17 protein-coding genes are annotated in these 22,436 nt (G+C 68.3%); 4 read left to right on the top strand and 13 right to left on the bottom strand.

The window, feature by feature from the left end:
• Positions 1-28: 28 nt before the first annotated feature.
• The 5 genes from hrpA to QQZ11_RS10265 all read right to left on the bottom strand — a co-directional run bounded on the left by hrpA (position 29) and on the right by QQZ11_RS10265 (position 7,210).
• On the bottom strand, positions 29-3,883 hold the full coding sequence (gene hrpA, locus QQZ11_RS10285) for an ATP-dependent RNA helicase HrpA (protein WP_284550319.1): 3,855 nt from the start codon (positions 3,881-3,883) through the stop codon (positions 29-31).
• A gap of 20 nt (positions 3,884-3,903) precedes the next feature.
• A complete protein-coding gene (locus tag QQZ11_RS10280) occupies positions 3,904-4,806 on the bottom strand; it encodes a universal stress protein (RefSeq protein ID WP_284550318.1) in 903 nt (300 codons plus the stop codon).
• A complete protein-coding gene (locus tag QQZ11_RS10275) occupies positions 4,793-5,200 on the bottom strand; it encodes a pyridoxamine 5'-phosphate oxidase family protein (RefSeq protein ID WP_284550317.1) in 408 nt (135 codons plus the stop codon). The genes QQZ11_RS10280 and QQZ11_RS10275 overlap by 14 nt, the downstream gene beginning before the upstream one ends.
• A 7-nt stretch (positions 5,201-5,207) precedes the next feature.
• Entirely contained in the window at positions 5,208-6,143 is a 936-nt protein-coding gene (locus QQZ11_RS10270; protein WP_284550316.1) for a T3SS (YopN, CesT) and YbjN peptide-binding chaperone 1, read from the bottom strand.
• Between the two features lie 131 nt (positions 6,144-6,274).
• Entirely contained in the window at positions 6,275-7,210 is a 936-nt protein-coding gene (locus tag QQZ11_RS10265) for an AEC family transporter (protein ID WP_284550315.1), read from the bottom strand.
• A gap of 62 nt (positions 7,211-7,272) precedes the next feature.
• On the opposite strand from QQZ11_RS10265, the gene QQZ11_RS10260 reads away from it, so the two are divergent.
• Positions 7,273-7,758, top strand: coding sequence for a DedA family protein (locus QQZ11_RS10260; RefSeq protein WP_284550314.1), 486 nt, complete (start codon positions 7,273-7,275; stop codon positions 7,756-7,758).
• Here the strand turns inward: QQZ11_RS10260 and QQZ11_RS10255 are convergent.
• The gene (locus tag QQZ11_RS10255) at positions 7,749-9,338 is read right to left on the bottom strand and encodes an ABC-F family ATP-binding cassette domain-containing protein (RefSeq protein ID WP_284550313.1); all 1,590 of its coding nucleotides are present in this window, start codon (positions 9,336-9,338) and stop codon (positions 7,749-7,751) included. The two genes, QQZ11_RS10260 and QQZ11_RS10255, sit on opposite strands and share 10 nt — an antisense overlap.
• Before the next feature lie 257 nt (positions 9,339-9,595).
• Here QQZ11_RS10255 and QQZ11_RS10250 point away from each other — a divergent pair, with 257 nt between their 5' ends.
• A complete protein-coding gene (locus tag QQZ11_RS10250) occupies positions 9,596-9,820 on the top strand; it encodes a tautomerase family protein (protein WP_284550312.1) in 225 nt (74 codons plus the stop codon).
• Positions 9,821-9,870: 50 nt separating this feature from the next.
• A complete protein-coding gene (locus tag QQZ11_RS10245) occupies positions 9,871-11,505 on the top strand; it encodes a LuxR family transcriptional regulator (protein ID WP_284550311.1) in 1,635 nt (544 codons plus the stop codon).
• A 97-nt stretch (positions 11,506-11,602) separates the two neighbouring features.
• Here QQZ11_RS10245 and QQZ11_RS10240 read toward each other — a convergent pair whose 3' ends face one another.
• The 3 genes from QQZ11_RS10240 to QQZ11_RS10230 all read right to left on the bottom strand — a co-directional run bounded on the left by QQZ11_RS10240 (position 11,603) and on the right by QQZ11_RS10230 (position 15,755).
• Positions 11,603-14,482, bottom strand: coding sequence for a vitamin B12-dependent ribonucleotide reductase (locus QQZ11_RS10240; protein WP_284550310.1), 2,880 nt, complete (start codon positions 14,480-14,482; stop codon positions 11,603-11,605).
• 83 nt (positions 14,483-14,565) lie between these two features.
• Positions 14,566-15,114: a transcriptional regulator NrdR gene (nrdR, locus tag QQZ11_RS10235; protein WP_284550756.1), complete on the bottom strand. Its 549-nt coding sequence runs from the start codon at positions 15,112-15,114 to the stop codon at positions 14,566-14,568.
• Between the two features lie 305 nt (positions 15,115-15,419).
• Positions 15,420-15,755: a hypothetical protein gene (locus QQZ11_RS10230; protein ID WP_284550309.1), complete on the bottom strand. Its 336-nt coding sequence runs from the start codon at positions 15,753-15,755 to the stop codon at positions 15,420-15,422.
• Positions 15,756-16,051: 296 nt separating this feature from the next.
• On the opposite strand from QQZ11_RS10230, the gene lexA reads away from it, so the two are divergent.
• Positions 16,052-16,915, top strand: coding sequence for a transcriptional repressor LexA (gene lexA / locus QQZ11_RS10225; RefSeq protein WP_022910012.1), 864 nt, complete (start codon positions 16,052-16,054; stop codon positions 16,913-16,915).
• 1 nt (position 16,916) lies between these two features.
• Here lexA and QQZ11_RS10220 read toward each other — a convergent pair whose 3' ends face one another.
• From QQZ11_RS10220 to miaA, 4 genes are all read right to left on the bottom strand, one after another.
• Positions 16,917-18,881, bottom strand: a complete 1,965-nt coding sequence (locus QQZ11_RS10220) for an ATP-dependent DNA helicase (protein ID WP_284550755.1) — start codon at positions 18,879-18,881, stop codon at positions 16,917-16,919.
• Positions 18,882-19,010: 129 nt separating this feature from the next.
• Entirely contained in the window at positions 19,011-20,540 is a 1,530-nt protein-coding gene (gene hflX / locus QQZ11_RS10215; protein WP_284550308.1) for a GTPase HflX, read from the bottom strand.
• Positions 20,541-20,585: 45 nt separating this feature from the next.
• The gene (gene dapF / locus QQZ11_RS10210; RefSeq protein WP_342395081.1) at positions 20,586-21,404 is read right to left on the bottom strand and encodes a diaminopimelate epimerase; all 819 of its coding nucleotides are present in this window, start codon (positions 21,402-21,404) and stop codon (positions 20,586-20,588) included.
• A 67-nt stretch (positions 21,405-21,471) separates the two neighbouring features.
• Entirely contained in the window at positions 21,472-22,389 is a 918-nt protein-coding gene (gene miaA, locus QQZ11_RS10205; RefSeq protein ID WP_284550307.1) for a tRNA (adenosine(37)-N6)-dimethylallyltransferase MiaA, read from the bottom strand.
• Positions 22,390-22,436 lie beyond the last annotated feature (47 nt).

The raw sequence follows: 22,436 nt of genomic DNA, 5'->3' as shown, positions 1-22,436 counted from the left end.
GCGACCCGGACGACCCACCCGTGGCTGGTCAGAGCTTCTTGAGTGCCGTCCGCACCCGCTTGGGTGAGATCGGCACGGCCGTCCTCAAGGTCTGTGCGAACAGCCCCACCCGCAGTTCCTCGATCAGGAAGGCGACCTCCTCCACCTGCGGCGTGAGCGGGCCAGGCGGTTGGCGGTCGACCACCGCGGCGTACTCGTCCTCGAGTTCGTCCACCTGCTCCTGCAGTTCCCGGTCACGGACCGGATTGCGGCCGGCTGCCTCGAGCCGCAGCTTCATGGCCTGCACGTAGCGGGGAAGTTCTGCGAACCAGGGGTCGGGGGTGGCAGAGATGAAGTTCGGGAAGATGAGGTTCTGCAGTTGACGTGAAACGTCCTGGCAGGCCGACGGCGGCGCATCCTGCCGCACCAGCTCCTGCACTTCCAGGCGGTGGGTGAGGGTCTGCGCGACCAACGACACCACCCTGCGCATCGCATCGGCCTGCTCCTGGCGAACGTGCAGGGCCACCGCCTCGTAGGCGGCCGCATCCCGCACCCCGTTGAGGTCACCGACCGCACCGACCGCCAGCGACTCGACGGTCTTGAGCCGGGCATCGGCCAGCAGTTCGGGGACGGAACCGTAGGGCGAGTGCGGCAGGGCCACCTTCTCGAGGTTGCTCAGGTGTGAGACCACCCATTTGGAGGGGTCGGGATTGGTCAGCACCAGCAGGCGCCTGACCCCCCGATGGTGCGAGCGCTGTTGGGCGGCTGGCGCGTCGAGCACCACTTGGCCGACCGAGGCCCCCTCGTCGATCAACGCCGGGTAGCCGACGGCCTTCGTACCGCCCCTGCCCACCTCGACGGTGACGGGGATCTGACCGAACGTCCAGGCGGTCTGGCCGGTGATCCGGTCGGCGCGGGTGGCCTTGGTGAGGGTCCGGCTCAGCTGGGCCGCCAACTCCTGGCGCAGTTCGTCGAAGTCCTTGCCGATCCGGTCGGAACCCTCCCTCGAGGTCACCTGGAACCGGACCCGCAGGTGGTCGGGTACCGCTTCGGGACGCCAGGCATCTGCCGGCACCGGGGAGCCGGTCAGGGCGGTCAGCGCTCGTCCGAGTTCATCGGCGAAACGCACGGACCGATCTCCGCCGCCCTCACCGTCCAGCCAACGCAGGGCCTCACGGGCATGGTTGGGGGCAGGGACGTAGTTGGTCCGCAGGTGTTTCGGCAGACCGCGGATGAGTTCGGTGGCGAGTTCCTGACGCAACCCCGGCACCTGCCAACTGAACGGCTCCGCCGTCAACTGGTTGAGCAGGCGCATCGGGATGGTCACCGTCACACCGTCGTGACCGGACCCCGGCTCGAACACGTAGCGCACGTCGAGACGAAGGTCACCCACCTGCCAGTGGTCGGGGAAGGCACCGGCGTCGACCGTCTGGGTGTCGTCCCGGATGAGGTCGTCGAGGTCGAGTTCCAGCAGTCGCTTGTCGTCGACCCGCCGCCACCACGCGTCGAAATGGCTGGCCGAGACCACCTCGTCGGGGATGCGACGGTCGTAGAAGTCGAAGATGACCTGGTCGTCGACGACCACGTCCCGACGCCGGCTGCGCTCCTCGATCTCCTCGGCCCGTCGCCGCACTTCGGCGTTGTGGGCCAGCACGGCGTGACGGTTGGGCCACGCCTGTTCGACGAGGCCTTGCCGGATGAAGATCTCGCGGGCCTCGACCGGGTTGATCCGGGCGTAGTTCACCGGACGCTCCGCGATGATCGGGACCCCGTAGAGGCTCACCCGCTCCAAGGCCACCACCGAACCCGAGTTGGACGACCAGTGCGGCTCGGAGTACTGGCGCTTGAGCACGTGCTCGGCCACCTGTTCGACCCACTCGGCCTGGATCTCGGCCACCGTGCGCGCCCAGAGTCGGCTGGTCTCGACGAGTTCGACGGCCATCACCAGCGGTGGTGGGTTGCGGGCCAGCACCGATCCGGGATTGATCGCGAACCGGGCGCCACGGGCACCCAGGTACTCCCGCGGCCCCGGGCGGGTGCGCTTGCGTGGGCCTGATCCGCGCGCGGGGGTCGGCTCCCGCACGTCCGCCAGTCCGACGTGGCCCAGGAGTCCGGCCAGCACGCTGGTCAACACGTCACTGGTGGCTGCTGCGGACTGGTTGCGGTGCCAGCCCAGTTCCTTGCACAGTTCCCGCAGTTGTGCGTGCAGGTCTTCCCACTCACGCACCCGCAGGAAGTTGAGGTACTCCTCGCGGCACATCCGGCGGAAGGCGTTGCCCGACAACTCGCGTCTGGCCTCACGCAGGTAGTTCCACAGTCGCACCAGCGGCATCACGTCGCCGCCCTCACCTGCCGGCGGGCCCTGCTCCTTGCGGGTGTTGGTGTGGGCGGTGTGCCGCAGTGGCCGGCCTTGGTCGTCTGTGCTGGCCTGAGCCGCCGTCACCACCTCGCGGGTGAACCGGGCGTGCATGGCGTCGGCCTGCGGCCGCTTGTCGACGGGCCGTTCCCTGACGTCCGGGATCGCGAGCGCGGAGACGATGACCAGCACCTCGCGCAGACAGTCACGCCGCTGCGCCTCGATCAGCATCCGTCCCAGTCTGGGGTCGACCGGCAGCTTGGCGAGGGCGTGGCCCGTCTGCGTCAGTCTGGGGTGATGGCGGTTGCCGAGCGCCAGGGCACCGAGTTCGTCGAGCAGGCGCATGCCGTCGGTGATCTGCCCGGAGTCGGGAGCCTCGACGAACGGGAAGGCCGCGATGTCACCCAGCCCCGCCTGCGCCATCTGCAGGATGACCGAGGCGAGGTTCGTCCTCAGGATCTCGGGTTCGGTGAACTCGGGACGAGCCTGGTAGTCCTCCTCTGAGTACAGGCGGATGCAGATCCCGGGAGCCACGCGACCGCACCGTCCGGCGCGCTGGTTGGCCGAGGCCTGTGACACCGGTTCGATGGGCAGCCGCTGCACCTTCGTGCGGGCCGAGTACCGACTGACCCGGGCAGTTCCGGGATCGACCACGTAACGGATGCCGGGAACCGTGATCGAGGTCTCGGCCACGTTGGTGGCCAGCACCACCCGCCGACCGGTGTGCGACTGGAAGACCCGCTGCTGCTCCGCGGACGACAACCGCGCGTACAGCGGCAGCACCTCGGTCTCGGGCAGCTTCAGTGCGGTGACCGCCTCGGCGGCATCACGGATCTCCCGCTCCCCCGACAGGAAGACGAGGATGTCGCCGGGACCTTCGGCCGCCAACTCCTCCACTGCTGCGCTGATGCCGGCGACCTGGTCGTCATCGTCACCCAAGGGGCGGTAGCGGGTCTCGACCGGGAAGGTGCGACCGGAGACCTCCACCACCGGGGCGCCCCCGAAGTGCTCGGAGAACCGGGCGGTGTCGATGGTGGCCGAAGTGATGACCACCTTCAGGTCGCGTCTGCGGGTGAGCAGCTGCTTGAGGTAACCCAGCAGGAAGTCGATGTTGAGGCTGCGTTCGTGGGCCTCGTCGATGATGATCGTGTCGTAGCGACGCAGGTCGCGATCACGGGTGATCTCAGCGAGCAGGACGCCGTCGGTCATCACCTTCACCCGGGTCTCGCGGCCCGCCTGTCGGGTGAACCGTACCTGGTAGCCGACCACCTCACCCAGCGGCGTGTTGATCTCGCTGGCGAGGCGCTCGGCCACGGACCGTGCGGCGATCCGACGGGGCTGGGTGTGGGCGATGCGCCGCCGGCCACGAGCCAGCGCGATCTTGGGCAACTGCGTGGTCTTGCCCGACCCGGTCTCCCCCGCCACCACGATCACCTGGTGGCGGTCGAGCAGGTCGCCGATGTCGTCGGCCCGGGCAGAGATCGGCAGCTGCGGCGCGCAGGTGAGATCGAGGCCGGCGGGCAGGGCGGCGAGGGCGGGCTGATTCATGGCCCGCCCAGCCTACGCGGTCAGTGCACCACCAGCAGCGGACATTTGGCGTGGGCCAGCACGGCGCGGGTGACGCCCCCGATCGAGAAGCCGATGACCGACGGCGGACGCATGCCCAGCACGAGCAGGTCGACGGTCGCAGACAGCGCGATCAGCTGCTCGACGGGGTGCCCCAGGGTGACCTGCAGGGTGTGCGGGACGTCCGGGTACTCCCCTGCCACCCGGCCGACGATGTCGGCGAGCTGCAGCTCGGCGGCGTGACGCATCTCCGTCTCGGCCTCGGCGGTGAGGCGATAGCCCCCGAACATGCCGGGAGGGATGTTGGCCTGCACGGTGGTGGCCAGCACGCTGGCACCGCGCAGGCGAGCCTCGTCGAAGGCTGCCTTCAAGGTCTGGGTGGAGTGCTTGTCGCACTCGACCCCGATACCCACCACACCGTGGGCACCGGTCGGGCCGGGGTTGACGGCGTTCGAGATCACCACCACGGGGCAGGCCGCGGTCGAGGCGAGCGAGACACTGGTCGACCCCACGAACATGCGCTCCAGACCAGAGATGGCCCGTCGTCCGATCACCAACAAGGTGGCGTCCTTCGACAGTTTGGCCAGCACCGCCGCAGCGTTGCCGAGCACCACCTCGGTGTGCACCTGGTCGGCGGCCATGCCCGTGTCGACGGCATGCTTCACGGCCTCGGCGAGCACCTCGCTGGCCGCCGACTCGAGGCTCGAGGGGTCGTAGACGACACCCCAAGTGCCGGCCAGCACGGCGTCGTCGACGGCGTGCACCAGCAACAGTTCTGCCTTGCGCGCCAGGGCCGCCCGTACCCCGAACGCGACGGCACGCAGGCCGTCCTCGGATCCGTCGACCCCCACCAACACGTGCGGTCGGTACTGCTCCGGCCCGTCCGTTTCCTCATGCGTAGACATCGACATCCCTCTCGGTTCCGGGGGCGACCGATCGTCCGGAGACTTCCGTGATTCGGATGGCCCGACCCAATTCTCTCTCGCCCGGTGCCCACGGTTCGGGCGCTGGTGTGGAAGTTCGTCCCGAGTCGGCCATCACCCCTCGCGCGACGACGCTCCAGCCGGTCCTGGTCTCGTCGTCGAGGTCATCGATCTCGAAGACGACCTCGCCGACGGCGCCCGCCAGTGGGCTGCCCGGCGAGGTCCGGTACCAGATCGTCTCGCCGTCACTGGTGCAGGTGACGGGAAGCAGGTGCACCCGCCCCTCCACCGCCCAGGCGAGTCGTCCCACACCCGCCTGCCGAAGCAGCGTGCGGCATTCGTCGGGGTCGATCGTGGAGAAGTGCCCGTTGTCCATCAGTGCCTCACTCGGCTCGTTGGTCGAAGGTGGTGCGGCCGCGCAGTTTGGCGGCAAGTTCGTCGTCGATGCCGTCGGCGACAGCACTGATCAGACGGAGAGCCTGGTGCAGGTGCGCGGGCACGAAGGGATGCGCGAGCACTGACAACTGCACGAAGACGCGGTCGCGGTGCAGCGCGAAGCGACCGTGGCGTGCCTCGACATTGAGGTCGTTCAGCACCTCGACGGCCCGTGAACGGCCCTCGACGTCGTGCACGAGGGCCGAGAACAGCACCACCTCCTCGGCGTCGGGAGTGGTGCGGACGAAGACCATGGTCGAACCGACACGGATGGCGATGTCACCCTCGGAGTCGCGCAACGGCTCGTGGCCGAACATCTGCGCGAGCTCCTCGGAGACCAGTTGGTCGAGATGTGCACGACCCGAGGGCATGATGGCCACCAGGTCGCTCGGATCGAAGCGCGACGGCTGCGTGTGTGCCTCGTCCTCGGCGGGAACACTGCCCTGGAGCACCTCCGCCAAGTGGTCGGGAGCCAGGAAGACCGGGTGCTGCACCCCGAAGACGTCACGCAGCGTGCGCACCCCCAGATCGGCGAGGAACGCCGACTCGTCCTGGGGGCGGACGAGGGTGAAGTTCGGGCTGGGGGTCTCGCCGTCAACCGTCGGTGACTGCCAGCCCAACTCTTCGAGCTGGTGCAGTTGCTCGACCCCGAGCTGGAAGCCTTCCCCCAGGACCGCATTGCTGGCGGCCTCGACCAGAACGACCTCGGGCCGTTCCCTCGAGACGGAGTAGCGGACGAAGGGCGCGGCGTCGGCGCTCGACGAGAGCGTCCCGATGGTCAACTCGCCGTCGGCGATCACCGAGATGACGTCGGCCAGCCGCTCGGCGAACTGCTCCCACGCCTGGGCGACACTGCGGTCGAGATCGAAGTCCTGATCGGGCATGGGCCCTCCTTCCACCCGTCAACCTAACCCACGAGGAATCCAGCCGTCCGCCGACCCGACCCGGTGAGGCCGTCAGCCGGTGATGTCGTGGACGGCACGGCCCGGCACCGGGCGCTCCCGCGTGGAAGGGCTCAGTGATGGACCAGCGCGGCGATCACGGTGATGGTCGGGATCGAGGCGATGGTGGTGATGAACACCACGTCGCGGGCCAGCACGATTCCCCGCGAGTAGCGCACCGACCAGACGAAGACGTTCTGGGCCGTCGGCAGGCCAGCGATCACGGTCACGGCCAAGGTCTGGATGGGGTCGAGTCTGAACGCCACCGCGAGTCCCCAGGCGATCAGGGGTTGGACGAGGAGCTTCAGGACGCTCGCCAGGGCGGTCTCGAAGCCCGCTCCCCCGCGACCCGGCAGCGGACCCAGTCGGAGCGACAGGCCATAGGCGAGCAACATGCAGGGCACGGCGAGGGCACCCAACAGTTCGAGCGGGTCGGCGACGGGGGTGGGGATCCTCCAGTCGGCGAGGTTCACGACCAGCCCGAGCAGGGTGGCCACGGTCATCGGGTTGCGGAACGGCAGGGACAGGTTCCGGAGCAGGCTGGGGCTTCGTCCACTCTCGCGGGCAGCGTCGGCGTCGAGCAGTGACAGGCAGATCGGTTGTAGGACGCCGACCTGGATCAGCAGGATCGGAGCCACCCAGGTCACGTCCTTGAGCACGTAGGCGGCGATCGGGATGCCCAGGTTGGCGGCGTTCACGTAACCGGAAGCGAAGGTGCCGATGATCCGGGGGGCGCGCTCGAGGTGCGGACGAACCACCAGCGAGATGGCGAGAAAGAGCAGCGAGGCCGACACGGCAGCGATGAAGCTGACCAACAGGTTCATGGCGAACACGCGCTTCAGATCGGCTCGCGCCATCATGGCGAACAGCAGAGCCGGTGAGCCGATGAAGAAGGTCACCTTGCCCAGGACCTGCTGGGCAGCCTCGTCGAGCACCCCGACGTGCGCGAGCAGCCAACCGACCCCGATCACCACCCAGATGGTCAGGAACCCGAGCAGGACGTCGATCACCCCCACAGGCTACGGGCTGGAGGCGGACCGGCCTCGACGACACCGCTGGCTAGGATGATCCGATGAACCCGCTCGACTGGGAAGCCCCGTGGGCTGTCGTCGCGGCGGCCCTGTTCGTCATCGTCATGCTGCGCGCCAACGCCACCTACTGGCTGGGGCGTGGGTTGGGTGCCTCAGCCTCGCGGCACCCTCGACTGCACCGCCTGGCCCAGTCGGCCCGGTACCGGCGGGTGCTGGGCTGGATCGACCGTTGGGGTCCGCCCGTGGTGTCGGTCTCCTTCCTCACGGTGGGAATCCAGACGGTCGTCAACCTGGCCGCGGGCGCCACCCGGATGCGCCTGGCCCACTACCTGCCCGCGGTCACCGTGGGATGTGTGCTGTGGGCCCTCATCTACTCGACCGTGGGGTTCGTCGGCTTCCGTTCGGTGGCAGCCCTGCACGAGCGCTCCCCCGTGGCGGCCTGGTCGGCTCTGGCGATCGCTGTGGCTGCCTTGACCACGTTCGTGCTTGTGCGGAGGCGAAGCGAGGTCCAGCCGGCTCAGTCCTGACCCAGGGTGACGACTTGGCCGCGCCACCGTTGCCTCAGCCAACGGTCGTGACTGGCGATCAGCACCGCACCGGGAAACTCGTCGAGGGCCTGTTCGAGCTCTTCGGCCAGTCCCAGCGCCAGATGGTTGGTGGGCTCGTCCAGCAGCAGTAGGTGCGGGGGGTCGGCGACCAGACGAGCCAGCTCCACGCGTTTCCGCGTTCCCAGGGAGAGCTCCCCCAGCGGTCGGTGCTGGTCGCGTCCGGCCACCAGCCCCAGGTCGGAAAGCGAACGTCCGACATGCTGGAACAGCTCGGCTGGGGTCGCATCGAGGTCGGTGGGTGTCGTGTCCTGGGTGAGGGTCCCGATCCTCAGGCCACGGCGCACCAGGCGGCGGCCGTGGTCGGGACGTAGGGTGCCGTTCACGACACCGACCAGTGTGGACTTGCCCGAACCGTTGGCGCCGGTCACCAGTACGCGGTCACGACCCCGCAGGTCCAGGTTGAGCTCGGTCAGACGGTGGTTGACGCTGACCTGCTGCAGACTCACCAGCACCTCGTCGCCGTCGAGGGGTCGGCCGCCGAATCCGGTGAACCGCAGCGCCGAAGGGGGCTTGCGCACCTGCTCCCGCTCGACCTGCTCGAGGCTGGCTCGGGCCCGGTTGACCCGCCGGGCAATGGTGGCCGAGGCCTTGTCGGAGTAGAACTTCTTCGACCCGCGCTGCTCGGTCTTGGGAGCCGTGGTGTGGAACACCTGACGAGCCCCGTGGGCGACCTCATGACGGAGTTCGTTGATCCGTTGCCGTTCGGCGCCGAAACGTTCGCCCCACGCCCTGCGTTCGCTCTCTCGCTGGGCCAGATAGTCGGAGTACCGCCCTGTGGTGGTGACGCCGACCCTGAGCTCCCCGACGGCTGAGCTGGCCGGGTCCAGGTCGACGATCCTGGTGGCCACCGTGTCAAGGAAGTGCCGGTCGTGGCTGGCGAACAGCACCGGGCCACCCCAGTTCGACAGCTCACCCGCCAAGAAGTCCAGGGCGGTGTCGTCCAGGTGGTTGGTCGGTTCGTCCAGCAGCAGACCGATGGGACGTTCCAGCAGCAGCGAGGCCAGCGCGAGCCGGGAGCGCTGACCGCCCGACAGGCTGGTGACGGGCCGCTGTTGGGACACCTCGGCCAGGCCGAGACCGGCCAGTGCCGCCTCGACCCGGGGTTCGATCGTCCATGCGCCGACCTGTTCCGCCTCATCGAGCAGGGTGGCATAGCGCGCACCCGCACGTGGGTCGTGGGCCAGCGCCTCGGCGGCACGATCGAGGTCGGCCAGCAGCGTCCGGGTGGGCACCAGGGCCCGCTCGAGCACGTGGCCGACGGAGTCGGTGTGGCGGAACGGCAGGTGCTGGTGCAGCATGCCCACCCTGGAGGGTCGGACGATGGTGCCCGACTGGGGCACCAGCGCGCCGGCGGCCAGGTGCAGGACGGTTGACTTGCCTGAGCCGTTCTCGCCGATCAGGGCGACCCGTTGCCCGGGGGCTGCCGTGAGGCTCAGGTCGGTGAGGAGAGGGCGTCCATCGTGGGTGAACGAGACGCCGTCGAGGATGAAGGATTGCATGACTGACTCCGCGTGGAACTGGGCCACCGCGGTCGGCGGCCTGGGGACGAGGGCACGTCAGCGATCTGTCATGACGCCCAGCCTAGCGCCACCCCCATCATGGCGTCGCGGGGTTTTCCGGGCCCCGCCATGGCCCGTGCGGGCCATGGACACGTCCGGTCGGGATGCCCACCGTGTCGATGCAGGAGCCGGGGCGCCACGAGCAGGGTTGATCCTGCAGCTGCGATCCGCGCAGGTGCAGCACGAAGGAGCACGTCATGCCATTCATCAACGTGAAGGTCATCGAGAACGTCTTCACCCCCGAGCAGACCCAGCAGATCGTGCGCGGGCTGACCGATGCCATGGTGGCGATCGAGGGCGAGAACATGCGCCCGGTCACGTGGTGCGTCGTCGAGGAGGTGAAGAGCGGGTCGTGGGGTATCGCCGGGAATCCCCTGAGCACCGAGGACGTGAAGGCCCTGGCCAAGGGAGGGTCGGCCTGAGCCGTGCACGTCGGGATCGTTGCGCCGCCGTGGGACTGAGCACTCTCACCATGGGGAGCCGCGCTGGGGCCGAGGATTCCGCCGACCAGCACCTGCGCGCGGGGCGCTGGGGGGCGGCCCGCGACTGCTTCCTGCGCCAGCTCGCCGAACGGCCCGATGGAGGCGCATACGAGGGCCTGGCGCAAGCCCTGCGGTGGCTGGACGATGGTGCCGGCTGCCTGGCAGCCCGCGAGTCGGCGTATCGGCTGTATCGCGACCAAGCGGACGACCTCGGCGCCGCCCGCGCGGCCACCTCGTTGGGCTATGACTCCCTGCTCTTCGGTGAGGGGGAGGCGGTGGCTCGCGGATGGCGGGGCCTGGCTCACGGGCTGCTCGATCGCCTGCCGGAGACGGTGGAGCAAGGATGGCTGGCCGTACGCGAGGCGGAGGCGGTCATCGCGGCGCAGGGCGACCCGCCCTTTGCCCAGGCCTGGGCCGAGCAGGCTGCGGCTGTGGGGGTTCGGCAGCAGGACGCCGACCTCAGCCATGCGGCAACGGCATTGGCGGGACTGGCCCTGACCCTGGCTGGATGCCCCGAGGAAGGCGCTCCCCTGCTCGACCGTGCGGTGACGGCTGCCACGACGGGCGAGGTGCGGGACGCGATGTGGATGGGCAAGATCTACTGCTGGCTCATCATCGCTTGCCAGCAGACCCGAGACCTGTCGCGGGCTGACGAGTGGTGCCGACGGGTCGAGACGGTCTGCGAGCGCCGACAACTGAGCCCGTTGTTCACCGCCTGCCGCATCCAGCACTCGTCGGTGCTGATCGAGCGGGGAACCTGGTCGCAGGCGGAGACCAACCTCACCGAGGTGATGGACGAGGCCGTCCCGTCCCGTCGCCACTCCCGTCTCGATGCCGTGGTGCTCCTGGGTGAGCTTCGCCGTCGACAGGGGCGGATCAGGGAGGCAGAGGAACTGCTCCGGCAGGCCGAGTTCGAGCCCGGGGCGATCGTGTCGCAGGCGATGATCCGGCTGTCACGGGGCGAGAGGATGCAGGCATGGACGGCCATCAGTGGAGTGCTGGCCGGCATTCCTGAACACCAGCGCACCGTGCGAGCCAGCTTCCTGCTGCCCGCCGTCCAAACAGCGCTCGCGGCCGGTGACGAGGAAGCCGCGCGCAACTGCGCCGACGAACTGAGGACGACAGCCGGCCTGGTCGGGAATGGTCCCCTGCAGGGGCTCGCAGCCGCGGCCGATGCCACTCTGGCGGTCGGCTCAGAGGCGGTGGCGCAGTGGCACACCGCTGTGCGTTGGTTCCACGAGTCCCGTCTGCCCTTCGATGAAGGTGAGAGCAGGCTCGCCCTGGCCACGGCTCTCCTTGCTCTGGGGGACGAGGGCGGGGCCGGCGAGCAGGTGGGGAGGGCGATCGAGCTGCTCGAGGGTCTGGGTGCGAGGGAGCGCCTCGACGATGCGATCCGGCTCAGGGGCCAGCTGTCCGGCCGACACGAGACGAGGCCGGTCCTCACCGAACGTGAGGTCGAGATCCTCCGGTGCGTCGCCCAGGGGATGACGAACCAGCAGATCGCCCAGACCCTGACCGTGAGTCCGCACACCGTCCACCGTCACCTGTCCCACATCCTCGGCAAGCTGGAGCAGCCCACCCGAGCGGGTGCCGTCGCGCACGCGCTCAGTCATCACCTGCTGTGACGAGCGAACCGCCGGGCGTCGTGGACGCCGCGTCGGGCTGGCCTCCTGGAGACCAGCCCGACGCGGGGAGCCACAGATGCCGTGACTCAGATGGGTCTCAGCTGCAACCGGAGGTCGACCCGCAGCCCTCGCAGACGTAGCACGAGCCCGACGGACGCATCTTGGTACCGCAGGTCATGCAGAGGGGGGCATCCACCGACATGCCGGTGATCGCCTCCATCAGCTCGGCCGTGGTGTGCGCCGAACCCGGGGCCGGAGTCGCCACCGGCTCAGCCGCCACCAGCGACGGCTGGTTCGCACCTGCCTCGTCGAAGCGACGGTTGTCGGCCTCGTCGTTCTTGAGCTGCTCCGCCTCGGGCATTCCCGCCTCGTCCTCCTCGGAGAGGTAGGTGCCGGTCTCGACGTAGCGGGCTCGCTCGGCGGCGGTGTAGACCCCGAGCTCGGAGCGCTCGTCGAACGACAGGTAGTCCAGCGCCAGGCGGCGGAAGATGTAGTCCATGATCGACTGGGCCATGCGGATGTCGGCGTCGTCGGTCATGCCGGCCGGCTCGAACTTGAGGTTGGTGAACTTCTGGACGTAGGTCTCCAGCGGAACGCCGTACTGCAGGGCCACCGAGATCGCGATCGAGAAGGCGTCCATCACGCCGGCCAGGGTGGAGCCCTGCTTGCCCAGCTTGAGGAAGACCTCACCCAGACGGCCGTCCTGGTAGTCATTGGTGGTCATGTAGCCCTCCGCGCCAGCCACCGAGAACGAGGTGGTGTGACCCGAACGGGACTTGGGCAGACGGGTGCGGCGAGGACGGTACTCGACGCGCACCTCGGGCGCAGGCGCTGCTGCGGCGACGGCCTCAGGCGCCTTCTCGTCCTTCTTCTTCGCATCGGACAGGGGCTGACCGACCTTGCAGTTGTCGCGGTAGACGGCCAGGGCCTTCAGGCCCAGCTTCCATCCCTGCAGGTAGACGTCGGCGATCTCCTCCACCGTCGCAGTCTCGGGCAGGTTGACCGTCTTCGAGATGGCACCCGACAGGAAGGGCTGGGTCGCGGCCATCATGCGCACGTGGCCCATCGGCTTGATCGCGCGGGCGCCCATGGCGGTGTCGAAGACCTCGTAGTGCTCGGGCTTGAGACCGGGCGCGTCGATCACGTGACCGTGCTCCGCGATGAACTCCACGATGGCCTCGGCGGTCTCGGTGGAGTAGCCCAGGTTCTTCAGGGCCCGCGGGATGGTCTGGTTGACGATCTGCATGGAGCCGCCGCCGACGAGCTTCTTGAACTTGACCAGCGAGAAGTCGGGCTCGATGCCGGTGGTGTCGCAGTCCATCATGAAGCCGATGGTTCCGGTGGGGGCCAGCAGCGACGCCTGTGCGTTGCGGAAGCCGTTGGTCTTGCCCAGCTTGACCACGTTCTCCCACTCGCGGGTCGCGGCCTTGTGCACGTCACCGTCGAGGGAACCGAGGGTGCGCAGGTCGTCGTTGGCGGCCTGGTGCTTGCGCATCACCTTCTGGTGAGCGGCCTGGTTGCGGGCGTAGCCGTTGTAGGGGCCGACCACCGACGCGAGTTCGGCGGAGCGACGGTAGGCGGCGCCGGTCATCAGAGAGGTGATGGCAGCCGCGAGCGAACGACCACCCTCGGAGTCATAGCCCTTGCCGAGGGCCATCAGCAGGGCGCCGAGGTTGGCGTAGCCGATGCCCAGCTGGCGGTAGTCACGGGTGGTCTGGCCGATCGCCTCGGTGGGGAAGTCGGCGAAGCAGATGGAGATGTCCATCGCCGTGAAGATCAGCTCGACGGCCTTCACGAACGACTCCGTGTCGAAGGTGTCCTTGTCGGTCAGGAACTTCATCAGGTTCAGGCTGGCCAGGTTGCACGAGGAGTTGTCGAGGCTCATGTACTCCGAGCAGGGGTTGGACGCAGTGATGCGTCCGGTCTCGGGGTTGGTGTGCCAGGCGTTGATGGTGTCGTCGTACTGGATGCCCGGGTCGGCGCACTCCCAGGCCGCCTTGGCGATCTTGCCGAACAACTCCTTGGCGTGCACCTCCTCGATGATCGAGCCGTCGCCACGCGAACGCAGGCCGAAGAGCCCGTTCTCCTCGACGGCGCGCATGAACTCGTCGGTCACGCGGACGGAGTTGTTGGCGTTCTGGTACTGCACCGAGGTGATGTCACGGCCGCCGAGGTCCATGTCGAAACCTGCGTCGCGCAGGGCCCGGATCTTGTTCTCCTCGCGAGCCTTGGTCTCGACGAACTCCTCGATGTCCGGGTGGTCGACGTCGAGCACCACCATCTTGGCGGCGCGACGGGTGGCGCCACCCGACTTGATGGTTCCCGCGGACGCGTCGGCGCCGCGCATGAACGACACCGGGCCGGAGGCCGTGCCACCGGAGCTGAGCAGTTCCTTCGAGGAGCGGATGCGCGACAGGTTCAGACCGGCACCCGAACCGCCCTTGAAGATGAATCCCTCTTCCTTGTACCAGTTGAGGATCGAGTCCATCGAGTCGTCGACCGACAGGATGAAGCAGGCCGAGACCTGCTGGGGGCTCTGGGTTCCGACGTTGAACCAGACCGGCGAGTTGAAGCTGAAGTACTGGTGCAGCAGCATCCACGCCAGTTCGTGCTCGAAGATCTCTGCGTCGAGGTCCGAGGCGAAGTAGTCGTTCTCGATGCCGGCACGGGTGTAGGTCTTCACCACGCGGTCGATGAGCTGGCGCAGGCTCGTCTCGCGGGCATCGGTTCCCACAGCGCCACGGAAGTACTTGGTGGTCACGATCGTCGAAGCGTTGAGGCTCCAGAACGAGGGGAACTCCACCCCACGCTGCTCGAACACGGTCTCGCCGGTTCGCCAGTTGGTCTGTACGACGTCGCGCTTCTCCCAGGTGACGTCGTCAAAGGGATGCGCTCCCTCGCGGGAGAACACACGGTCGATCGTCAGGCCTGACGACTTCTTGCCCGACCGACGGGTCGAGCGGGTGGTTTCGCTCATGGCGGGAACTTCCTCTTCTTGGTGGTGACCTGACGGAGTCAGGGGCGGGGGCGGTGCTGGGGGCGTCGGCTGCTGAATGGGGGTCAGCCGATGGATTCAAGGGTGGGCTGGGCAGAGGCCGGGGAACTCGCGCGGTGTTTGCGGACCCGGTCGGGTTGGGCGACGGCTTCGACGTCGGGATCGAGCTGCGCACCTTCGCGCATGGCCGCGATCTCGGCGGCGAAGTCGTCGACCGACTCGTAGTGCTTGTACACCGAGGCGAACCTGAGGTAGGCGACAGGGTCGAGCTCCGACAACGGACCCAGGATGGCGACCCCCACCTCCTCGGTGGGAACCTCGGCCATGCCGGAGGCGCGGAGAGCCTCCTCCACCCGCTGGCCGAGTTTGGCGAGGTCGGCATCGCTCACGGGCCGACCCTTGCAGGCCTTGCGGACACCCTGGACGACCTTGTCGCGGCTGAACGGCTCGACCACACCGGACTTCTTCACGACCACGAGTTGCATCTGCTCGACCGTGGTGAATCGACGCTCGCAGGCAGGGCACTGGCGACGGCGACGGATGGACGTCCCGTCGTCCGAGGCGCGCGAGTCCAGCACACGTGAATCCGCGTTGCGGCAGAAGGGGCAGTGCACCCGACCCACCTCCCTGACCTGCTCGCGCTTCATCCCGGCTCGGGCTGGGGATGAACCTGTGGACACGATGTGGACAAGTCACCCAACCAGTGGACAACCCACCACAACCTGTGGACGAATCACATCCACGGAACTACTAGATGTAGTGACTGTAGACACGTGATCTGCGCAGGTCAAGGGGACCGCGACGACACGCCGACACAAGATGTGGGACTGCTCGACTCCACCGATCACCACCGGTGGCGAACTAAGCCTCCGATGTGGCTGGGCCGGACCCTCAGGGACGGCCACAGGATCACGACCCTTCAGCCCAAGGGTGCGTTCGAGAAGCCCAGGAAGGTGTTAACTACCACGGCAAGGGACAACACGACCAGGCAGGCGAGGCTGCCCAACACGAGCGCCAGGCCACGCTCGGTGATCTGGACGCGTTCGATCACCGCCGGGGTACGCATGCCGACGCGAGCGGCGGTGGGCACGGTGCACGCACGACCCGACAGCGGTGACGCGGTGGGTGCGGACGCGAGCGGGCGATGCAGTCGGGGTCCGGTGGGGCGCGGCCCGGTCGAGAGGCGACGGTCGGCGCGCCCACGAACTCGGGGGCGGGGAAGGACGGGGGCCAGGGTGGTAGCCGCAGCAGTCATCGTTCACTCCTCTGTCTTGGGCCGGACATCCTCCGGACCCGGGTTGTGCACCGCCCCGAGCGACTCGGACCGCAGTGCCTGTACACCTGTTCGATAACACTAGCCGCCCGGAGTGAATCGCACAACGGTTCGAATCAATCCGCGTGTCTCTGCCTCCATCGGGCTTCGTCGGCCAACGTGATGGGTTGCCGAACACTTCTCACCCAACAGGGCAGCTCTGACAATTTCCTTCGCGACACCGGAACACGCGGCCCGGGTGTTTGAAATCTCGTTCGATTCTGCCTACCGTCAGGCACATGTCAGGAGAAGAGGCACCCACCCCCCGCAAGCGTCGCCGGACCGTCACCAAGCGTGGGCCGGGCCGACCAAGCAATGCGGCGATCCAGGCCGAACTCGGCGCTGCCTCCTCTCCGGCGGAGGCCAACCCTGGTGCCGATGGGCTGACGCCTCGCCAGCACCGGATCCTCGAGGTCATTCGTGCCTCGATCGAGTCGAAGGGCTACCCGCCGAGCATTCGTGAGGTGGCGTCCGTGATGGGCTTCGCGTCCCCTTCGTCGGTCGCCCACCAGATGCGCGCACTCGAGGCCAAGGGCTACCTGCGCCGTGACCCCAACCGCCCCCGCGCCATCGAGGTGCGGATGCCGGCCACCGATCTCTCCGCGAAACAAACGGCCGCGCTACCGGCTCCGACCCCACTGCGGGCCAGCGCACCGACGACGAGGGCCACGGCGTCCGGAGGTGTGGCGGACGACCTCGACGTGACGGGCATCAACGACACCTTCCCCACCGCCGTCAACGTCCCCATCCTCGGTCGTATCGCCGCCGGCGGCCCGATCCTGGCCGAGGAGGTCATCGAGGACGTCTTCCCGCTCCCCCGCCAACTGGTGGGGGAAGGCACCCTGTTCATGCTCGAGGTGCGAGGCGACTCGATGATCGAGGCCGCCATCTGCGACGGCGACTGGGTGGTCGTCCGACAACAGCCGACTGCGGAGAACGGTGACATCGTCGCGGCCCTGCTCGACACCGAGGCCACGGTGAAGACCTTCAAGCGGGTTCCGGGACAGGTGTGGCTGCTGCCGCACAACCCGCTCTACTCCCCCATCGACGGCAACCACGCCAGCATTCTCGGCAAGGTCGTCGCGGTGATGCGGAAGGTGTGAGTCACGACTCCCGTGCCGCTTGCAGCCGCTTCAGGGCCTGCACTGCCACCTCACGGTCTGCGGTCATCCAGAACTCCGGCATCGTCGCCCTCAGGAATGATCCGTACCTCGCCTTGACCAGGCGCGGATCGAGCATCGCCACCACGCCTCTGTCGCTGGCTCGTCGAATCAGCCGACCTGCTCCCTGCGCGAGCAGGAGGGCGGCGTGCGATGCCGCCACGGCCATGAAGCCGTTGCCACCCGCCTCGGTGACAGCCTGTTGCCTGGCCTGCATCAAAGGGTCGTCCGGGCGAGGGAAGGGGATCTTGTCGATGATCACCAACTCGCAGGTGTCGCCGGGGATGTCGATCCCCTGCCACAGCGACAGGGTTCCGAACAGGCTTGCATGGGGGTCCTCGATGAACCTCCGCGTCAACTCGGGCAGCTGGGCATCGCCCTGGCAGAGGATGGTGAGGTCGGGCAACTGCGCACGCACGTGCCGGGCGGCGGCCTCGGCGTTCCGCTGGGAAGCGAACAGCCCCAGCGTTCGACCGCCGGCCGCCCACACCAACTCCGCCACCTCGGCCAGCACTTCGGGGGCCATCTGTTCACGACCGGGGTTGGGCAGGTCGGCCGCGACGTAGAGGATGCCCTGTCGCCGGTAGTCGAACGGCGATCCGACGTCGAGGCCAGCCCAGTGCAGCTCGGTGGACTCCTCGGCGCGGTCGACCTCGACCGAGGGTGAGTCCACCCGTTCCTTGCGCTTGAGCCCGACCGTCTGGGCCACTTGGTCGAAGTCGCCGCCGATCTTGAGGGTCGCAGAGGTCATCACCACTGTCGCGGTGCTCATGACGGCCTCCCTCATCAGGCCGGCCACCGACAACGGGGCCACGTGGGCCCAGCGCCCGAACCGATCCCGGTCAGTGGTCCACACGACATCGGCGGGTCGCAGGGCCGCCATGCGTTCGGCGATGTCGAAGATCTCCTTCACGGCGGCGGCGGCCTGGGTCTTCTCGGCGTCGGCTCCCTGCATGACCGCTGGACGGTCGTCCGGCTTGGTGGCGAGTTGGCTGACGGCGTGACGGGCGGCATCACGCACGAGGGCGAAGGCCTGGGTCATCACCCCCGCCTCGGTGATCCGCCCCACCGGTGCCTCGTCGAGCGCGGACTTGAGCGCGTCGGCCGCCTCGAGCAGTTGCATGCCGGTGTCGTCGTCCACATGGTTGAGCGCGCGGCGAGCCACCCTCTCCACCAGCTGGGGGCTGAGCTCGTCCGAGGCCGCCCCGGTGACCCGGGACACCAGGTCATGGGCCTCGTCGATCACGACCAGGTCGTGCTCGGGCAGAGCTGTGCCACCGTGCATGGCATCGATCGCCAGCAACGCGTGGTTGGTGACGATCAGTTGGGCCTTGCGAGCCTCGTCGCGTGACTTCTCCACGAAGCACTCGGACCCGAACGGGCAGCGCTGCACCCCCAGGCACTCCCGCACCGGGATCGAGACCTGTTCCCACGAACGGGGCAGGTGACTGGGGGCATCGTCGCGGTCAGCCACACCATGCTCGGCCAACTGCTGCTCGGCCCACTCACGCAGCATCACCACCTCTGCGCCGATCACCGATTCCGCGCCCGCTCCTGAGGCCTTGGCGGCCTCGGCCACCTCCTCCCCACCCAGCAAGGTGTCCTGATCGGGTGCCAGTCCCTCGCGCACGCGGTGGAGGCAGGCGTAGTTGGTGCGGCCCTTGAGGATGGCGGTCGCGGGACGCTTGCCGTGGACGGCCTCGATGGCGTCGAGCGCGGCCGGGATGTCCTTCTTCGCCAGCTGCGCCTGCAGGGCCAAGGTGGCGGTCGCGACGATCACCGTGTCGCCGCTGGTGGTACAGCGGTCGAGCGCCGGGGCCAGGTAGCCCAGGGACTTGCCCGTGCCGGTGCCGGCCTGGATGAGTGCGTGCACACCGGTGTCAAACGCGTCGGCGATGGCGTCAGCCATCAACTCCTGGCCCGGCCGCTCCTCGCCACCGAACCCGGCCACAGCTGCCGCGAGTACGTCCCGATGCCGGCGCTGTTGAGTCACCCGGACATGGTAACGAACACGTCCGACATTCCTCGGCGCCCGAACTCAGCGCCGGTAGGGCTCGATCTCTGCTGCGAGTCCGGGGTGGACGTGGGCCGTCACCAAGGTGCCGTCCGCGGTGTGTTCGCTGGTCACCAACTGGCCGGTGCGGTGGATCTTGTCGATCAGGTCACCGCGTGCGTAGGGAACCATGGCAGTCACCTCGACCTCGGGCACCGGCAACCTCGCCTCGGTGGCCCGCCTGAGCTCATCGATGCCCTCACCCGTGCGCGCCGACACGAACACGGCGTCGGGGTACTGGCTGCGAAGCATGGTGAGGGTGTCCGGGTCGGCACGGTCGATCTTGTTGATGACCATCTGCTCGGCTCGGTGACCAGCCCCGATGTCGTTGAGCACCGTCCGCACCGCATTGATCTGCCCGATGGGGTCGGGGTCGGAACCGTCGACCACGTGCAGCAGAAGGTCGGCTTGGGTCGACTCCTCCAGTGTGGACGCGAACGCCGCCACCAGGTCGTGGGGAAGGTGACGCACGAAGCCGACGGTGTCGGTGAGGGTGAACACCCGTCCGTCGGAGGCGTTGGTGCGGCGGGTGGTCGGGTCAAGGGTGGCGAACAGGGCGTCCTCGACCAGCACCCCCGCGTGGGTCAGACGGTTGAGCAGGGACGACTTGCCGGCGTTGGTGTAGCCCACGATCGCAACCGAGGGGATCCGGTTGCGCACGCGATCGGCGCGCTTGGTCTCCCGTACCCCGTCCATCTCCCGCAGCCGGGCCCGCAACTGGGCGATGCGAGTGTTGATCCGGCGCCTGTCCGTCTCGATCTTGGTCTCACCGGGGCCACGGCCACCGATTCCCGCGCCACCGGCCGCACGACCGCCGGCCTGGCGGGAGAGGTTCCCACCCCACCCACGCAACCGCTGCTTGAGGTAGCTCAGCTGGGCCAGCTCCACCTGGGCCTTGCCTTCGACGCTCTTGGCGTGCTGGGCAAAGATGTCGAGGATCAGCGCGGTCCGGTCGACGACCTTCACCTTGATCCGGTCCTCGAGGTTGCGCAGCTGGGCAGGTTGCAGTTCCCCGTCGCAGATCACGGTGTCGGCGCCGGTGGCCACGACCACCTCACGCACCTCATCCACCTTGCCCCGTCCGATGTAGGTGGCGGGGTCGGGAGACTTCCTGCGCTGGACGAGCCCCTCCAGCACCTGCGAGCCCGCGGTCTCTGCCAGCAGTTTGAGTTCAGCCATGGCGTTGTCGACGTCCTGCTCGGTGCCGGAGGTCCAGACGGAGACCAGCACCACCCGCTCGAGTCGGAGTTGGCGGTACTCGACCTCGGTGACGTCCTCGAGCTCGGTCGAAATGCCCGCCACCCGGCGAAGGCTGTGCCGGGCAGCGAGGTCGATCTGGTCACCGTCGAAGCCCTGCTCCTCCTCGGGGTCGGGTTCGGCCCACGGATCGCTGAGCTCGTCCCCCTCGAGGTAGTCGTCCTCGTCATCGAGTCCGCCGGGGTCGACTTCTGTGGTCGCGAGTTCAATGGCGTCGAGGTCGCTGGGCTCGAGCGAATGCTGGGGTGCTTGGGTCATCGTCCATCCATTTTGCCAGCCGAACCGTCACACGACCAGCGCAATTCAGTCGGGAAGGCTGGTCTCCCCGGTTGCCACGAGCACGGCCGGACCGGTCAGGGTCGCTCGCTGGTCGCCCAGACTGACCCAGAGTTGGCCACCCGGAACGGTCACCGCATAGCTGCCCGACCCGCCCCCACTGGCCCGGGCGAACGCTGCCGCCGCTGCGACCACCCCGGTTCCGCATGACAGGGTCTCGCCGCTGCCCCGTTCGTGCACCCTGAGCGCGATCGAGCGCTCGCCGGTGGGTACGACGAACTCGACATTCACACCCTCGGGGAAGGCCTCGGACGGCTGCCACCTGGGCTGCTGCTGCACCGGGAGCCCCGCGAGGTCGGTGCCCTCGTCCAGCAACACGACCGCGTGGGGGTTGCCGACGTCCACGACGGTGGCCGACCAGTTGCGCCCTTCCAGGTCGACCTCCACGGTGCCACCCAGCGTCACCTCGCCCATGTCGACGGTGAAGGTACCGTCGTTGGTGACCTGGACGGCACGCTCCCCGGCACGGGTGGCGATCCGTGGTTGGTTGAGCCAGTCGTTCTCGATCAGGTAGCGCACGAAGACCCTCAGCCCGTTGCCGCACATCTCGGCGATGGAGCCGTCGGCGTTGCGGTAGTCCATGAACCACAGGTCGGGATCGCCGTCCCACTCGGGGATGTGCTCGGCCTTCACCGCACGCAACACTCCGTCGCCACCGATTCCGAAATGGCGGTCGGTGAGGGTCCGCACATCATTGGCCGACAACGGCATCGTGTTGTGCCGATCTGCCACGATCACGAAGTCGTTGCCGGTGCCGTGACCCTTGGCGAACCTGATCCTGCGCACGTGTGCCTCCCGTGGTGTGATCCCCGCAGTCTTTCACGCTCCCTGAGGGGCGCACCGGCGGTTCAGCTCATAGCGACTCGATGACCCGATCGACGTTGGCCGGGTCGCCCGCGGGCAACCAGGTGATCCGTGGATCCCGCCTGAACCAACCCAGCTGCTTGCGGGCGAAGCGTCGGGTCTGCGCCACGGTGGCCAGCCGGGCCTCCTCCTCGGTGCAGGCGCCGGCGAGATGGTCGAGCACCTGTCGATAGCCGAGGGCTCGCGACGCCGTGCGCGCGGATCTCAGGCCCTGAGCCTCGAGTCGACGCACCTCGTCGACGAATCCCTGGTCCCACATCTCGTCGACCCGTTGGGCGATCCGGGCGTCCATCACCCCACGTTCGACCTCGAGGCCGAACTGGTGCACCTCGTCCAGGGCGTAGGTGGGTTCCGGCAGAGTCGCGGTGAAGGTGCCCGTCAGCGAGATGACTTCGAGGGCCCGGATGATTCGGCGGGCGTTCCCAGGCTCGATCCGCTCCGCGACCTCGGGGGCAATGGCGGCGAGTTCGGCGTGCAGGGCCTCTGCCCCCACCGTCTCGTAACGGTGCTGCCATGCGGCCCTCACCCGCGGGTCGGTTCCGGGGAAGTCGAACTCGTCGGTGATGGCGTGGGTGTAGAGCGCGGATCCGCCCACCAGGACGGGGATGGTGCCGTGGGACCGCAGTGTCGCGATCACGTCTCGGGCGAGTTCCTGGAACTCGGCCACCGACGCCGTGACCGCGGGCTCCCAGATGTCGACCAGGTGGTGGCGGACCGCCTCCCGTTGATGAGGGGTGGGCTTCGCCGTGCCGATGTCCATCCCTCGATAGACCGCCATGGAGTCGGCGTTGACGATCTCACTGGGACGTCCGGAGGCCGACAGGGTGCAGGCCAGGTCAACGGCCAGCTGCGACTTCCCACTGGCTGTGGGGCCGACCAGGACGATCAACGGGACGGACGTGGGCACCCCGTCATTCTGCCAGCCCCGGAAGGGACCGGTGGCGGATGCGGCAG

Origin of the sequence: Aestuariimicrobium sp. T2.26MG-19.2B (assembly GCF_950101875.1) — a bacterium.
GTDB lineage: Bacteria > Actinomycetota > Actinomycetes > Propionibacteriales > Propionibacteriaceae > Aestuariimicrobium > Aestuariimicrobium kwangyangense.
Note: the sequence above shows the minus strand (reverse complement) of the source record. Positions and strands in the feature narration are given on the sequence as shown.

Coding starts and splice junctions, on each gene's coding strand:
- hrpA (WP_284550319.1), bottom strand. CDS start 3,883: ATGAATCAGCCCGCCCTCGCCGCCCTGCCCGCCGGCCTCGATCTCACC.
- QQZ11_RS10280 (WP_284550318.1), bottom strand. CDS start 4,806: ATGTCTACGCATGAGGAAACGGACGGGCCGGAGCAGTACCGACCGCAC.
- QQZ11_RS10275 (WP_284550317.1), bottom strand. CDS start 5,200: ATGGACAACGGGCACTTCTCCACGATCGACCCCGACGAATGCCGCACG.
- QQZ11_RS10270 (WP_284550316.1), bottom strand. CDS start 6,143: ATGCCCGATCAGGACTTCGATCTCGACCGCAGTGTCGCCCAGGCGTGG.
- QQZ11_RS10260 (WP_284550314.1), top strand. CDS start 7,273: ATGAACCCGCTCGACTGGGAAGCCCCGTGGGCTGTCGTCGCGGCGGCC.
- QQZ11_RS10255 (WP_284550313.1), bottom strand. CDS start 9,338: ATGCAATCCTTCATCCTCGACGGCGTCTCGTTCACCCACGATGGACGC.
- QQZ11_RS10250 (WP_284550312.1), top strand. CDS start 9,596: ATGCCATTCATCAACGTGAAGGTCATCGAGAACGTCTTCACCCCCGAG.
- QQZ11_RS10245 (WP_284550311.1), top strand. CDS start 9,871: ATGGGGAGCCGCGCTGGGGCCGAGGATTCCGCCGACCAGCACCTGCGC.
- QQZ11_RS10240 (WP_284550310.1), bottom strand. CDS start 14,482: ATGAGCGAAACCACCCGCTCGACCCGTCGGTCGGGCAAGAAGTCGTCA.
- QQZ11_RS10230 (WP_284550309.1), bottom strand. CDS start 15,755: ATGACTGCTGCGGCTACCACCCTGGCCCCCGTCCTTCCCCGCCCCCGA.
- lexA (WP_022910012.1), top strand. CDS start 16,052: ATGTCAGGAGAAGAGGCACCCACCCCCCGCAAGCGTCGCCGGACCGTC.
- QQZ11_RS10220 (WP_284550755.1), bottom strand. CDS start 18,881: ATGGCTGACGCCATCGCCGACGCGTTTGACACCGGTGTGCACGCACTC.
- hflX (WP_284550308.1), bottom strand. CDS start 20,540: ATGACCCAAGCACCCCAGCATTCGCTCGAGCCCAGCGACCTCGACGCC.